Consider the following 14506-nt stretch of genomic DNA (forward strand, 5'->3'; position numbering starts at 1 on the left):
AATGCCTCTAGCCTGCGACGCGGCTCACGATGTCGGCTTGTCGCCGGGGTTGGCGAACAGAGTCTTCATTCGCGGCGACAGCGGTACACCGAGATTGAGCTGCTTCGGCGGAATCGGCTGCTCGAACCAGCGCGTGTACATCTTCGCGGCCAGGCCGGACTTCTGGGCGTCGGCGATCGCGGCGTCCATGATGGCTTTCATCGGCGCGTCGTTTTTGCGCAGCATGCAGCCGTACGCCTCGTAGCTCTGCGGCGTGCCGACAATTTCATAGTCATTGGGATTGCGCGTTTTGGCGCGTTCGCCGGCGAGCAACGCGTCGTCCATCATCATGGCTTTCGCGCGGCCCGTGGTCAGCATGAGAAACGATTCGGCATGGTCTTTCGCGCTGATGATGTCCATGTTCATCGACTTCTCGGCATTCATCTTGCGCAGGATCTTTTCCGAAGTAGTGCCCGCGCCGACCACGACGGTTTTGTCTTTCAGATCGTCGAAGTCCTTGATGCCCGACTTCGTGTTGACGAGCAGACGCGTGCCGATAATGAAGAAGCTGTTTGAAAAGGACACTTGCCGCGCGCGCTCGGCGTTGTTCGTCGTGCTCGTGCATTCGAAGTCGATCGTGCCGTTCTGAAGCAGCGACATGCGGTTCTGCGAAGTGATCGGAATAGTGCGGACCTTCAGGTCCGGAAGTTTCAGATCTTTTCTGATACGCTCGATAACCAGATTCGCGACGTCGATCGAGTAGCCGATCGGCTTTTGATTCGCGTCGTAGTAGGAGAACGGAACCGACGCATCGCGGTAGCCAATGGTAATCACTTTGTCTTCGCTTACTTTCAGAAGCGTGCCCGTGAGCGCGGGTTCCGCCGCCTTCACGCCATGAAGCTGAAGCGCGCTCGATGTTGCAATTGCAACGGTGACGATGGCGCGGGCGAAGTACTCTCGTTTCATCGTTGTCTCCACGGTCTTCATTATCTTTGCTTCAGCGTGCGCCGGTAATCTGCGAAACGTCGATCACATACATCTGGCGTTCACCCTCGTGAACGGAATCGATGCACACGGCGAGACCGTCGCGATTCCAGCGCGGGTGCAAGTCGCAGCGGTTTTCTTTTTTCAGCTCCGGCGGTGCATGGAATTCGCCGATCTCATAGCGCACGCCTTCACGCATGTCGTAGATAAACAGAATGCGTGTGTTGGTCCGCGAATCAGGATAGGTGTCGGATAACAGCCAGCGCGTGTCGACCGGCGAAAAGCTCATATGCCCGTTCTCGGTCAGCAGGTCGCGGCCGATCACTTCCACCTGGCCGTCGTCGGCGTCTTCATACAGATGATAGTGAATGCTGCCGGCGTGCGGGCTCCATGCGACGACGTGCGCATCGTCTTGCCACAACGGGTGCGAGATCTGGTATTCGGACTTCTCGTAGTCGAACGTGCCGACTGCGGACGGATCGAAATCATCCGCCAGTTGCGGCAGCGGATGGTCCGAGCATTCGAGCAGGCGCATGCCGGAGCCGTCGGCGTTCATCGTAATCAGCCGGTGCAGGAAGCACGTTTCGTCGGCGGTGCGCTCCGTCCAGCGGTGCAAAAACAGCATGCGCGACGACGCAGGATTGATCTCGATGTGGCTTACCCAGTGGATCGCGCGCTCCATCGACGCAACCGGGTGGAACTCGCGCAAATCGTCATAGCTGACAATCAATGCAGTCTCGCCGGTTGCGAGATCGAGGCGATGGATGCCGTCGTCTGCCGGCGCCAGCTCTAACGTGAATGGACCGCCATGCTCCGCGTAGCCTATCGTTTCGTGCGTCACATAGAGGCGCCGGTAATCGACGCAAAGCGCATAGCGGCTATCGGGTGCGCATACATAAACGGGCATTGAAAGCGCCGTCTTTTTCCGGCTGCCGATGTCGAAAACAATCGCGCCGAAACCTGGGTAACGCGCCGACATATCGTCGGTACGTATGTTGTAAATGAACTTGTGGCCGGGCTCGCCGTCGAGCCATTGCAACTGGCAGCCCATTTGCCAGTTCCATGCGGTGGTTGTGTCGATCGCATGAAAAAGTTCGCCATCCTTAAGGTCGAAGTACCCGACGTTGGCTTGCAAGTCCGGCGTAAGCGGCGCATCCATCATTGCGACCTCGTTGCCGAGCAGATAGCGGCCCGTGCGATCCCACGCGCTCTTGTTGTAATAGCCGAAGAAATGATGCTGCTCGCCGCCGCGTAGCCGCTGGATAGGACAGGTGCGCCGAACGGTTCGTGCGCGGTGGCCAGGGCGGTCAGCAATGCAAAGCGGCGAGGCGATCATGAGCGGCCAAAGGCAAAGAATGCAGACAAAGCGCCGACGGTTCATGCCGGCGCGAAGAGTGGCAGAAGAATATCGCCGCTCGGCGACGCCGGACAATTCATTTTTGCGGTACGGCTATTCGCGTTTGGTATAGTCAGCCGTCCTAGTCGATTGGATTTCCTCTACATGACGCGGCCATTGAACTTCCAGCAGATTCAGGCGTTCCGCGCCGTCATGCAGATGGGTACGACGACCGGCGCCGCTGCGGCGCTCAATACGACTCAGCCGTCCGTCAGTCGCCGCCTCGCTGAACTGCAAAGCTCTTCGGGCCTGAAACTGTTCGAGATGCACCACGGCAGGTTGAGACCGACAAGCGAAGGACAACTGCTGTACAAGACGGTGCAGAAGCATTTCAACGGTCTGGAGAACATCGAGTCCGTGGTCTCGATTCTGCGCAATTCGGGGACGGGCGCACTGCATATCGGCTGCACGCCGACGCTCGGCAGCGGCCTTTTGCCGCAGGTCATCCGCGAGTTCCGCTCGCGTTTTCCGCAAACGTATCTGAACTTGCAGACGGCCGCTACGCCGCAATTGACCGACCTGCTGCGTCAGGATCTGTTCGATCTGATACTAACTACCGGCAAGCTCGACGAACTCGACTTCGAGACCGAGATCATCAAGACGGTGCCGGCCGTATGCGTGCTGCCGCCTGGTCATCGGTTGAAAGATCAGTCCACGGTTCATGTGGAGGCGCTGCGCGGCGAGCCCTTGCTCTCGCTTGGAGAGATGGACGACCTGACCATCGCGATCAAGGCGGTGCTGGCTGCGCACGATATGCCGGTCGACTTTGCGATCCAGACCACGTCGTCCATCACCATCTGTGCGCTCGTGAGCGCGGGCATTGGCGTGGCAATCGTCAATCCGTATGTGGCGAGCACCTATGCCGGTCAGTTGCTGGTGAAACCGTTCGAGCCGACGATCGATGTGCCGGTGCGCATGGCGATGCCCGCGCACACTGCGCCATCGCTATTGAGCCGGCATTTCATCGATGTTCTGCGCGCGCATCTGGACACGATCGCCGGGTCCGCGCTCGACGTCTCCGCACGCCGATAAACTTTCTCGTTGTTCCGTTTCATTGGACCTATGATGTTTTCACCGCTGTCTTTGCGACAGCGGTTGACACGTCGCGTGCAAACTTCGGAGACGATCAATGCCGTGGTGAGCGCAGAGCCATTACGAATCGAACAACAGGAGTGCTGTCATGAGCAATCAGCCTGCGATCTTGCTGGTCCACGGTTTTTGGGGAGGAGCCGCCCATTGGAGCAAAGTCATCGTCGAGCTTGCGCGTCAAGGTCACGAATCGATTCGCGCCGTTGAATTGCCGCTGACCTCGCTTGCTGACGACGTCGAACGAACCAGCAAGATGATCGCCCAGATCGGCGGACCGGTCTTGTTGGTCGGTCATTCGTATGGAGGCGCGGTCATCACGCAGGCGGGCAATCATCCGAACGTGACGGGGCTCGTGTATATCGCGGCGTTCGCGCCGGATACGGGGGAGAGTCCGGGCGGCATCACGCAGCAGCGTCCGCCAGAGGCGGCCGCCAATCTCGAGCCGGACAGCGACGGTTACCTGTGGATCAAGCCGGAGAAATTCCGTCAAAGCTTCTGTCAGGACCTGAGCGCCGATGAGGCGCTTGTCATGGCCGTCACGCAGAAGGCGCCATTAGCGGGAACGTTCGGAGACCCAATCACTTCGGCGGCATGGGCGCGGAAACCATCGTGGTATCAGATTTCCAGCGAAGACCGAATGATTCATCCGGAGAACCAGAAGATGATGTCCGCGCGGCTCAACGCAAGAAAGATCGTGACGCTTGCGGCTAGTCACGCGTCGCTCGCGTCGCGGCCCACGGAGGTCGCGGCGCTGATTCACGAGGCCGCGACGCAGCCGACAAGCTGAGTTTACGGACGAGTCTTGCGGCCACGCGGTTCTGTCCACGCCGACTACGCGACAGGACCGCGTGTGTGCAAGCGACTATGCGCGCAGTGCTACTTTTGCGCGCTTCGCTTGAACGTCTTGCCCGAGCAGCGCACCGATATGCGGCGCCATGATGCGCGCCACTTCCTGCATGACCGGCACCACCACGCTGTTGCCGAACTGACGATACGCCTGGGTGTCGCTCACGGGAATCACGAAGTCGTCGGGAAAGCCCATCAGACGGGCGCACTCGCGCGGCGTCAAGCGGCGCGGCCGTTCGCCCTGGCCTTGCGCGAGAAGAATCTCGGAGCCGTCCTTGTGGTAACGCGCCGACAGCGTGCGTGTGACGCTTTGCGGTGTGACCAACCCGAAGCCGAACCCGTTGCCAGCGGCGCGATGTTTGTCGGCGTAGGCCTGCAAGTACGCCCACAGATTCGGCGTCAACGTGTACTTCGGCTGAACCTTGCGCTGAACGTGATCGAAGAAACGCTCGCCGTCGTGCGGCAACAGCGGCTCGCTGCCGTCGGTCTTGTGCAGGATCGACGCGAGGCGCGGCCCGATTGCGGGCAAGCGCAGGTCGTCGAAAGAAAATTCGGTGCCCGAACGAAACCCGATAATCACGATTCGCTCGCGATGCTGCGGCGTGAAATGCTGCCCGTCGATGACCTTATAGTGCACGTCGTATTTCAACTCGTCGCGCAATACTTCGAGAATCGTTCGAAACGTATTGCCCTTATCGTGCGACATGAGGTTCTTGACGTTCTCGAGCACGAACGCGGCCGGACGTTTTGCATCGATAATGCGTGCGACGTCATAGAAGAGCGTGCCTTGCGTCGTGCATTCGAAACCATGCGGGCGGCCGAGCGAATTCTTCTTGCTCACGCCCGCGATGCTGAACGGCTGGCATGGAAAGCCGGCGAGCAGCACGTCGTGCGGCGGAATCTCGTCTTCCGCGAACGAAACGATGTCGCCGACGAACTGATGCGAGTCGTCGGCGTCGCGATGATTCTGCTGATACGTCTTCTTCGAGAACTCGTTCCATTCGCTCGTGAAGACGCACTGACCGCCATGTGCTTCAAAGCCGCGCCGAATCCCGCCGATGCCGGCAAAGAGATCGATGAAGCGAAAAGCCGGCGCGCCTTGCGCGAGCCCGCTGCGTGATTTCGTTCGCAGCATTTCACGCAACGCCGCTTGCGCAATCCGCGGGCAACTCTGATCGGTCTTCCAGCGGCGAATGGTTCGAACGTTTTTTCCGCAGCGTGCCGCGATTTCGGCCTGGCTATAGACCTGCAACGCTTGAGTGAGCAGGTCGTGGCTCGTCGCCAGGGTCATGTCGCGTGTCATGTGTTTTTCGCTGGGAATTTTGGCGGACATTTTGACCGTTCGATAACCGCCTGTCCAGGAATTTTGGGGCGCGATGTGGCGCGCCGGAACGTCGGCGGCGAAATGCGCTTGTCACGGTTGGATGTGTACGCTAGCAGCGTGACGCGAAGTCCCTGCGTTGCGACGTGTTCAGGCCGCGGCATGGTTCGCGGCCGTTTTTTTAGGGCGAGAAGGTCGTCGGCGACGGCGCATCGCCGTCGTTCGCGCGGCGGGCCGCGTCAGGCCGGCTGCGCTAGGCCGGGCCGCGTGAGGCAAGCGCGATGAAGCGGCGGCTAGACGGGGTGCCCCGCGCCGGATTCGTGCGTCGGCGGAAAGAGCGCCGCGGTCGCGGGCGCGAGTTCGTCCCACGGGACGGGCGGCTCGGCCTCGAACTGGTCGAGTTGGAGCAGGAGGCTGTCGACTGCGCAGAGCTGCGGGTGCGTGAGGCTGCCCGTATCGAGCAGCTTGTAGAGGCGCTCGCGCCAGTAGGCCGGCGCCAGGATCGGTCCGGCGAGGTCGCCTTGCAGCGACAGTCGCATGACACGCGCGATGTGCGTGATGTCGCCGTCGATCAGCGCGGCTTTCGACGATGCCGACAGGTTGATGGGTGTGCGGTCCATGGCTCCTCCATGGCCGCTATTACGGCCGGCTGAAGGGAAACTTTAGGGCTTCCGCGAAAAATATTCCTGCGGTTGGCGGCGCGCGGGCATTCCGCCCGCTTATGCGTGGCCGTTTCGGTCCGAAGAATGGCGGGCATGGCCGTTGCTCGATCCGGTTACTGGCGCAATATCGCGTCGGCATTGCTTTCAACCGGAGTCGAAGATGAACAAGGACCAGGTAAAAGGGGTAGGCGAACAGGTGAAGGGCAAGATCAACGAAGCCGTGGGCAAGGCAACCGATAACCCCGGCAAGGAACTCAAGGGCGATCTCCAGCAGGGCGCGGGCAAGGTTCAGCAGAGCTACGGCGACGCGAAGGAAGACGCCAAGGACGCCAGGGACGAAGCCAAGCGCAACAACCCGTAATCCCGTGTGATGCGGTTTGACGAAAGGGCGCCTCGGCGCCTTTTCTCTTTGCAGCGCAGATCCGGCCTGGGAGTAACCCGGCTTTGGCGCGCAGAGCGCGCCGCGCAGGCTGCGTCGCCTTTAGACTGAATGCATCCAACACGGAGGCCGCGCCAATGACACCGGAAAAAGTCCTTTCGATGTTCGAACGCCAGTATCTGGAGGGCAAAGCGCCCGTCGACCTCGAGGAAACCTGCGCGAATTTCGCGGCCTGGGTCGCGTCGACGTGGGAGCAGCTCGACGCCGGGCACAGGTCGCTGCTGGTGACGGTGGGCGCCGCGCTGTGGCGCGAGGGCTATAACGTGCGCGCGGGCAGCGCGACGAAAGATTTGTGGTGAGCGTCGGCTGACGTTGGGGGGCCTGCCGGCTTCCGCACACGTTGCGGCGACTCGGTTTATATTTGGCCGTCGCCGGATCGGGACGATGCATTGAGGCCGCGCATTACGCATTGCGTGCTGAGCGCCGTATCAGCGCCGGCCGTGCCGCCATGCCGCCGAACTGGCTCTGTCGATCGTCCCGATACCGTTTTCATCCGCCATTCCCGCACAGGGCTACACCATCACATGACAGATCTGTCCGCATTCCCGATCACGAAGAAATGGCCCGCCGCGCATCCCGAGCGCCTGCAGCTCTATTCGCTGCCGACGCCCAACGGCGTGAAGGTGTCGATCATGCTCGAGGAAACCGGCTTGCCGTATGAGCCGCATCTGGTGCGCTTCGACACCAACGATCAGTTGACGCCCGAGTTCATGTCGCTCAACCCGAACAACAAGATTCCGGCGATCATCGATCCGAACGGGCCGGACGGCAAGCCGCTGCCGCTCTTCGAATCGGGCGCGATCCTGATCTATCTCGCGGACAAGACCGGGCAGCTGATTCCGCAGGACGCCGCCGGCCGTTACGAGGCCATTCAGTGGGTCATGTTCCAGATGGGCGGCATCGGTCCCATGTTCGGCCAGCTCGGCTTCTTCCACAAATTCGCCGGCAAGGAGTACGAGGACAAGCGTCCGCGCGATCGCTACGTCGCCGAATCGAAGCGCCTGCTCGGCGTGCTGGAGCAGCGTCTGGAAGGACGCGAGTGGATTCTCGGCGATCAGTACTCAATTGCCGATATTGCGACGTTTCCGTGGGTGCGCAATCTGATCGGTTTCTATGAAGCCGGCGAGCTCGTCGCGATTCAGGATTTTCCCAACGTTCAGCGCACGCTGGCGGCGTTCGTCGCCCGGCCGGCGGTGGTTCGCGGGCTGGATAGTCCGAAGCGGGGTTAGCGGGGAGCGAGCGGGCGCTGCGCTGCGGGCCGCGGTTTTTGGTCGATGCCAGGATTCTCCGCGGCGAGGCGCTTGGACTGGCCAAGACCCGTGCGATAGCAGAGTTGGCAGGAAAAGCGGCGGACTGTCTGGGATCAAACGGCAGCAATGCTTTGCCGAGCGGACCTGCGATTGGTGAAGTCAATTGGGAGGAGTTGGAAGCGCTTTACCGGGCAGGTGTTCTACCCCGTAAGGCGCCCCAGGACGTTGCGGACAAGACCAGGTCTCACTTCGTAATGAATGCCTTGAGCGACATACTGCGAATGTCGACGGCTACATTCGAAGACGCTCAGATTCGATAACGAGTGAGTTGCGCGTCGGTCAGAGGTTGATCCGCCGAAGTTCATCCGGATCGTCAGCCAGGTGAGCGGTGAGTGGCGCAGCGATGCCCATGTTTGGTCACGGTCCATCCGATCACAAACGACGTTAGCTAGACGTGCAGGAAAACGTTAGTTCCGCTTCCTGCGGTGTCCATCCGCGGACGCCATGCGTCTGCATATCGACCTGATGCATCTGCTGACCCTGCTGGCGGCAATATTCGTCGGCGCGTTTGAGGCTCGATGCCTTTACTTCGCCCCACGGCGTCATGCCGCCGCGAACCTGCGTAGTGACGATGTAGCGACCGTTGCCGGCCGGCGTAACGTCGGATATGGTGGTGCACGCGGCAAGCATGGTCAACGCTGCCAAGGCGGTCTTCATTTTCATTGTCGTCATCCCCGTGGGCTGCAATTGTGCAACCAACAGCGCGCTGGGGCAACATCCCCGGATCGTGCCGGAGGTTCGCCGGCACAGTGCGACCGAAGGCGAACGCGGCGACGGAAATACTGGAAGGGTAGTTGGTCCCCCTGGCAGGAATCGAACCTGCATCTAGCGCTTAGGAGGCACTTGTTCTATCCATTGAACTACAGGGAGCGGATAGCTACAACGGGGCGGACCGGACCCCTGATCTGTGATTGCCGCGCCGAAATGACGCCGCAAGCGCTTGCGTTTTCAGCCATGCAAGCGAGGGCAAGAGTATAGCAAAACCGTCGGAAACGACGTCACGCCCAACCTCAAAACTCCACCACCGCGAACTCCGCCTTGCCGACGTCGCACAGCGGGCAGCGCCAGTCCTCGGGAATCGCGGCAAAGCGGGTGCCGGGGGCGATGCCTTCTTCGGGCAAACCTTCTTCTTCGTTATAGATCCAGCCGCAAATCAGGCAAACCCAGCTCTTGTACTCAGTCACTTCCGTTACTTCGCTCACGACGTACTCTTCTCTCTTCAATGCAATGATCCCGCGCAGTCTGCCCCTTTTTCGGGCATCCGCGGAGAGCCGCAATATTACCGGAATTCGTCAACGGCATCGGCAATCGGATTTGACGCAGGCACGCACAAGCCCTGTCACGCACCGCGTGTATGCTGCTGACTCGCAGCGGCGCTGCGTATCGTGCGTGGCTCACGTTTCTAACCAGGAGAAAACGATGTTCAAAACCAGATGGTTGACCGGCGCGGCACTGGCTGGATTGCTGGCGGCGTCCGGCGCGGCGCAGGCGGCAAGCGTGTCCTTCGTGCAGCCGACGGACGGCGCGACCGTCAGCAATCCCGTCCACGTGGTATTCGCCGTCGACGGCATGAAGATCGCCCCGGCCGGCACGATGACGGACGGCACGGGCCATCATCATCTGCTGGTGGACGGCAAGCCCCTGCCGAAAGGCGAGGTGATTCCCGCCAACGACAAATCGCTCCACTTCGGCAAGGGTCAGACGGAAGCGGACCTGACACTGCCGCCGGGCGACCATACGCTGACGCTGCAATTCGGCGACGGCGCACATCGCTCTTATGGTCCCGGACTCAGCAAGACCATCACTGTGCATGTGAAGTAGCGCGCCGCCGGATCGCAAATGGCCGGGCGCGCGTCGGCATCGCCCGGCAGCCGCTTCATGCTCGCGTTCGCACGGCTCGCAAGGGGATAAGAGCCGACGCAAGCCGACGCAAACCATCCGACCCGACAGTCGACGCCAGGCATCGCGACGCGGGGCGTTCGTCCTATATCTTCCGGCATACAGGCACCCGCTCGCGCGCCCGGTACAATGAGCAGTTCCGAATCCTCGCTGTCTTCTCCAATTTCCCATGTCGCTTTACACCATTACCGGAGCGCAACTGGCGTTCGGTCACGTCGCGTTGCTCGATCACGCGGACTTCTCTCTCGAACCGGGCGAGCGGGTCGGTCTGATCGGCCGCAACGGCGCGGGCAAGTCGTCGCTGCTGAAGATCGTCGCCGATCTGGCCAAGCCCGACGACGGCCTCGTCACGCGTCAGCAGAGTCTGACCACGGTGTACGTGCCGCAGGAGCCGGAGTTCGATACCGACGACACAGTCTTCGAAGCCGTCGCGGCCGGCCTCACGCACGCCCGCGCGCTGCTCGACGAATACGACGCGGTCGCCAACCAGCTCGCGGATGAACCGGAAGGCGCGCAGCACGACGCGCTGATGGCGCGCATGAACACGCTGCAATCGTCGCTGGACACCACGAACGCCTGGAACTGGAGCACGCGCGTCGCCACCACGCTGCAGCAGATCGGCCTGAACGGCGAGGCGCGCGTGGGTTCGCTCTCGGGCGGCATGCAAAAGCGCGTCGCGCTGGCTCGTGCGCTGGTCGTGCAGCCGGACGTTCTGCTGCTCGACGAGCCGACCAACCACCTGGATTTCGACGGCATCCGCTGGTTGGAAGATCTGCTGGTGTCGCAGCGCGCGGCGCTCCTCTTCATCACCCACGACCGCGCGTTTCTCGACCGCGTCGCCACGCGCATCGTCGAACTCGATCGCGGGCGTCTGCTGTCGTATCCGGGCAACTTTTCGGCTTATCAGACGCGCAAGGCGCAGCAACTGGAAATCGAGCGCGTCGAAAACGAAAAGGCCGACAAGCTGCTCGCACAGGAAGAAGTGTGGATTCGCAAGGGCGTCGAGGCGCGGCGTACGCGCAGCGTCGGCCGCATCGCGCGGCTCGTCGAAATGCGCAACCAGCGCGCGGAACGCCGCAACGTGCAAGGCAACGTCAAGCTCGACGTCGGGCAGGGCGAGAAGTCGGGCAAGATCGTCGCGGAACTGACGGATGTCACGAAGCGCTACGGCTCGCGCACGGTGATCGACCGCTTCACCGGGACCGTCATGCGCGGCGACAAGATCGGCTTTGTCGGTCCGAACGGCGCGGGCAAGACCACGCTGCTGAAGATCATCCTCGGCGAATTGAAGCCGGACGAGGGCACGGTGCGCGTCGGCACCAATCTGCAGGTCGCGTATTTCGACCAGATGCGCGCGCAACTGGACCTGGACAAAAGTCTCGCCGACACCATCAGCCCCGGCAGCGAATGGGTCGAGGTCAACGGTCAGAAAAAGCACGTCATGAGCTATCTCGGCGACTTTCTGTTCGCGCCGGAGCGAGCGCGTTCGCCGGTCAAGTCGCTGTCGGGCGGCGAGCGCAACCGGCTGCTGCTCGCGCGTCTGTTCGCGCGGCCGGCCAACGTGCTGGTGCTCGACGAACCGACCAACGACCTCGATATTCCCACGCTCGAACTGCTTGAAGAACTGCTCACGGACTATGACGGCACCGTGCTACTGGTGAGCCACGACCGCGCGTTTCTGGATAACGTCGCGACGTCGGTGATCGCGTCGGAGGGCGGCGGCAAGTGGCGCGAGTATGTGGGCGGCTTCACCGACTGGCAGTTGCAAAGCGAGCGCTCGCAGCAGTTGGCGCAGGAAGCGCAGAAAGAGGCGAGCAGGGACGCGGCTAAGGACACAACTAAGGACACAACGAAAGACGCGGCTAAAGACGCCAATAAAGACACAGCCAAAGACGCCTCCGGCAACGACAACACAGCCGGCCGCAATCCGCAGCGCGCGGCGAAGCTGTCGTTCAAGGAGCAGCGCGAACTGGAAGCACTGCCGCAGAAAATCGCCGCGCTGGAGGCCGAGCAGAAAACCATCGGCGCCCAGCTTGAAGAAGGCTCGATCTTCGCGAAGGACCCACAGGAAGGCACGCGTCTTTCCGAACGCTATGCCGCCATCGACGAAGAACTGCTGGCCGCGCTCGAGCGCTGGGACGAACTCGAAAACCGTCGCAAATGAGGCGGCAAGCGCCGGCGTCTTTCGTCGTCGGCGCTTTCGCTTGCGTGTGGACCGCGCCTTGTCCGAATGGCCAATCGTGTGCGCCGTGAATTGCCGCCAGGTTCGAAATCAGTAAAATACCCCGCGAACAAGGCATCCCCGGCGTTTTCACCAGCGGTGGCGCTGGGCCGCGATGCAGCGCCCAATCAGGGGAGTGCTGTAAATGCGCACGAACGCCGCGCGCTCATCACGCGGCGAACGAGCGCAACCCATGCGACAAACAGCTTGCCCGCATCGCGGGCATCCCACCTAACCACGTTGTTTCGTTTCGCTTTTTTTGAAAACTCAACGCATTGTCCACGGACTTATCAACCGGACCTGTGGACAACGATGAACCGACGCACCCGAGTCAACCATGTCCACGAAAAAGCCAAACGCCGCGTATAGCGAAGCGTCGATCAAGGTGTTGAAGGGTCTCGAGCCGGTCAAGCAACGGCCCGGCATGTACACCCGCACCGAGAATCCGCTGCACATCATTCAGGAAGTCATCGACAACGCGTCGGACGAAGCCCTCGGCGGCTACGGCCGGCAAATCACGGTCACGCTGCACGCGGATCATTCGGTGTCGGTCGAAGACGACGGCCGCGGCATCCCCTTCGGCCTGCATCCGGAAGAAGGCGTGCCGGTCGTCGAAATCGTGTTCACGCGCCTGCACGCGGGCGGCAAATTCGATAAAGCCGCTGGCGGCGCGTACACGTTTTCGGGCGGCCTGCACGGCGTCGGCGTGTCGGTCACCAACGCGCTGTCCACGCGCCTCGACGTCACCGTATGGCGTGACGGTAAGGTCGCCGCGCTCAGCTTCGCCAACGGCGACGTCGCCAAGCCGCTCGAAGTGCGCGCCGCAGCCAGGGGCGAAAAGAAGTCGGGCACGCGCGTGACCGCATGGGCGAATCCGAAGTACTTCGACTCGCCGAATCTGCCGCTCGGCGAACTGCAGCGTCTGCTGCGCTCGAAAGCGGTCTTGTTGCCGGGCGTCGAAGTCACACTCGTCAACGAGCGAACCGGCGAACAGCAAAGCTGGAAATACGAAGACGGCTTGCGCGGCTATCTGCTCGAAGGCATGAGCGGCAGCGACCTGCTGATTCCGCTTTTCGAAGGCGAGCGTTACGCCGAAAACTCGCGCGCGAACGAAGAGACGTTTGCCGAAGGCGAGGGCGCGGCGTGGGTCGTCGCGTGGAGCGAGGAAGGGCCGCTCACGCGTGAGTCGTACGTCAATCTGATTCCGACGCCCGCGGGCGGCACGCACGAATCCGGCTTGCGCGAAGGCTTGTTCCAGGCGGTCAAGAGTTTCGTCGAGTTGCACAACCTGCAGCCGAAGGGCGTGAAGCTGCTCGCCGAAGACGTGTTCGCGCGCGTGTCGTTCGTGCTGTCGGCGAAAGTGTTGGACCCGCAGTTCCAGGGGCAAATCAAGGAGCGTCTGAATAGCCGCGACGCGGTGAAGCTCGTGTCGTCGTTCGCGCGTCCGGCGCTCGAATTGTGGCTCAACCAGCACGTCGAGCACGGCAAGAAGCTCGCGGACCTCGTCATCAAGCAGGCGCAGGCGCGCACGCGTGCCGGGCAAAAGGTCGAGAAGCGCAAGAGCTCGGGCGTGGCCGTGCTGCCCGGCAAGCTGACCGATTGCGAATCGACGGAAATCGGCCGCAACGAGTTGTTCCTCGTCGAGGGCGATTCGGCGGGCGGCTCCGCGAAAATGGGCCGCGACAAGGAGTTCCAGGCGATCCTGCCGCTGCGCGGCAAGGTGCTGAACACGTGGGAAACCGAGCGCGACCGTCTCTTTGCGAACAACGAAGTGCACGACATTTCGGTGGCGATCGGCGTCGATCCGCACAGCCCGGACGACAAGATCGATCTGTCGAATCTGCGCTACGGCAAGATCTGCATTCTGTCGGACGCGGACGTGGACGGCTCGCACATCCAGGTGTTGCTGCTCACGCTGTTCTTCAAGCACTTCCCGCAACTGATCGAACGCGGTCATGTGTGCATCGCGCGTCCGCCGCTCTTTCGCGTCGACGCACCCGCGCGCGGCAAGAAGCCCGCGCAGAAGCTGTACGCACTCGACCAAGGCGAGCTCGAGGCGATTCTCGACAAGCTGCGCAAGGACGGCGTGCGCGACACGCAATGGTCGATCAGCCGCTTCAAGGGGCTGGGTGAAATGAGCGCCGAACAACTATGGGATACGACGATGAACCCGGACACGCGGCGTCTCACGCCGGTGGCGCTCGGCGAGCTCGACTACGACGCCACGGTCGCGCGCATGACCATGCTGATGGGCAAGGGCGAAGCGGCGTCGCGCCGCAACTGGCTCGAAGAAAAGGGCAATGAAGTCGAAGCGGATATCTGAGCGGTGCAAGCCAGCGCTCCCGCACGAAACCTCACGC

General features: G+C 61.8%; 14 protein-coding genes and 1 tRNA gene. 8 read left to right on the top strand and 7 right to left on the bottom strand.

Annotated features, from left to right (window positions below):
- Window positions 1-24: 24 nt before the first annotated feature.
- Together ABIE53_RS06710 and ABIE53_RS06715 are read right to left on the bottom strand one after the other, a co-directional pair.
- Window positions 25-945, bottom strand: a complete 921-nt coding sequence (locus ABIE53_RS06710; protein ID WP_107707155.1) for a glutamate/aspartate ABC transporter substrate-binding protein — start codon at window positions 943-945, stop codon at window positions 25-27.
- 31 nt (window positions 946-976) lie between these two features.
- Window positions 977-2299, bottom strand: a complete 1323-nt coding sequence (locus ABIE53_RS06715) for a hypothetical protein (protein WP_107707353.1) — start codon at window positions 2297-2299, stop codon at window positions 977-979.
- A gap of 165 nt (window positions 2300-2464) precedes the next feature.
- Here ABIE53_RS06715 and ABIE53_RS06720 point away from each other — a divergent pair, with 165 nt between their 5' ends.
- Window positions 2465-3391 carry a LysR substrate-binding domain-containing protein gene (locus ABIE53_RS06720; RefSeq protein WP_006048408.1) on the top strand — a complete coding sequence of 309 codons (927 nt, stop codon included), beginning with the start codon at window positions 2465-2467 and terminating at the stop codon, window positions 3389-3391.
- Between the two features lie 148 nt (window positions 3392-3539).
- The gene (locus ABIE53_RS06725; RefSeq protein ID WP_029970011.1) at window positions 3540-4235 is read left to right on the top strand and encodes an alpha/beta hydrolase; all 696 of its coding nucleotides are present in this window, start codon (window positions 3540-3542) and stop codon (window positions 4233-4235) included.
- A gap of 75 nt (window positions 4236-4310) precedes the next feature.
- Here the strand turns inward: ABIE53_RS06725 and dcm are convergent, their stop codons facing one another.
- On the bottom strand, window positions 4311-5597 hold the full coding sequence (gene dcm / locus ABIE53_RS06730; protein WP_107707352.1) for a DNA (cytosine-5-)-methyltransferase: 1287 nt from the start codon (window positions 5595-5597) through the stop codon (window positions 4311-4313).
- 311 nt (window positions 5598-5908) lie between these two features.
- On the bottom strand, window positions 5909-6235 hold the full coding sequence (locus ABIE53_RS06735; RefSeq protein ID WP_006048405.1) for a hypothetical protein: 327 nt from the start codon (window positions 6233-6235) through the stop codon (window positions 5909-5911).
- 202 nt (window positions 6236-6437) lie between these two features.
- On the opposite strand from ABIE53_RS06735, the gene ABIE53_RS06740 reads away from it, so the two are divergent.
- From ABIE53_RS06740 to ABIE53_RS06750, 3 genes are all read left to right on the top strand, one after another.
- The gene (locus ABIE53_RS06740) at window positions 6438-6638 is read left to right on the top strand and encodes a CsbD family protein (RefSeq protein WP_006048404.1); all 201 of its coding nucleotides are present in this window, start codon (window positions 6438-6440) and stop codon (window positions 6636-6638) included.
- Between the two features lie 155 nt (window positions 6639-6793).
- A complete protein-coding gene (locus tag ABIE53_RS06745; RefSeq protein ID WP_029970009.1) occupies window positions 6794-7015 on the top strand; it encodes a hypothetical protein in 222 nt (73 codons plus the stop codon).
- Window positions 7016-7240: 225 nt separating this feature from the next.
- On the top strand, window positions 7241-7945 hold the full coding sequence (locus ABIE53_RS06750; RefSeq protein WP_107710300.1) for a glutathione binding-like protein: 705 nt from the start codon (window positions 7241-7243) through the stop codon (window positions 7943-7945).
- Window positions 7946-8410: 465 nt separating this feature from the next.
- Here the strand turns inward: ABIE53_RS06750 and ABIE53_RS06755 are convergent, their stop codons facing one another.
- The 3 genes from ABIE53_RS06755 to ABIE53_RS06765 form a co-directional block, all read right to left on the bottom strand.
- A complete protein-coding gene (locus ABIE53_RS06755; RefSeq protein ID WP_029970008.1) occupies window positions 8411-8683 on the bottom strand; it encodes a hypothetical protein in 273 nt (90 codons plus the stop codon).
- A 138-nt stretch (window positions 8684-8821) separates the two neighbouring features.
- A tRNA-Arg gene (locus tag ABIE53_RS06760) sits at window positions 8822-8896 on the bottom strand.
- A gap of 140 nt (window positions 8897-9036) precedes the next feature.
- Window positions 9037-9228: a rubredoxin gene (locus ABIE53_RS06765; protein ID WP_029970007.1), complete on the bottom strand. Its 192-nt coding sequence runs from the start codon at window positions 9226-9228 to the stop codon at window positions 9037-9039.
- Window positions 9229-9445: 217 nt separating this feature from the next.
- Between ABIE53_RS06765 and ABIE53_RS06770 the strand changes: the two genes are divergently transcribed.
- From ABIE53_RS06770 to ABIE53_RS06780, 3 genes are all read left to right on the top strand, one after another.
- Window positions 9446-9847: a DUF4399 domain-containing protein gene (locus tag ABIE53_RS06770; protein ID WP_107710296.1), complete on the top strand. Its 402-nt coding sequence runs from the start codon at window positions 9446-9448 to the stop codon at window positions 9845-9847.
- Window positions 9848-10094: 247 nt separating this feature from the next.
- Window positions 10095-12089, top strand: coding sequence for an ATP-binding cassette domain-containing protein (locus tag ABIE53_RS06775; protein ID WP_006048397.1), 1995 nt, complete (start codon window positions 10095-10097; stop codon window positions 12087-12089).
- Window positions 12090-12483: 394 nt separating this feature from the next.
- Window positions 12484-14469, top strand: coding sequence for a DNA topoisomerase IV subunit B (locus ABIE53_RS06780; protein ID WP_006048396.1), 1986 nt, complete (start codon window positions 12484-12486; stop codon window positions 14467-14469).
- The last annotated feature ends 37 nt before the right edge of the window (window positions 14470-14506 follow it).

It is taken from the genome of Paraburkholderia sp. OAS925, from assembly GCF_040543975.1.
In the GTDB taxonomy this organism is placed as follows: domain Bacteria; phylum Pseudomonadota; class Gammaproteobacteria; order Burkholderiales; family Burkholderiaceae; genus Paraburkholderia; species Paraburkholderia graminis.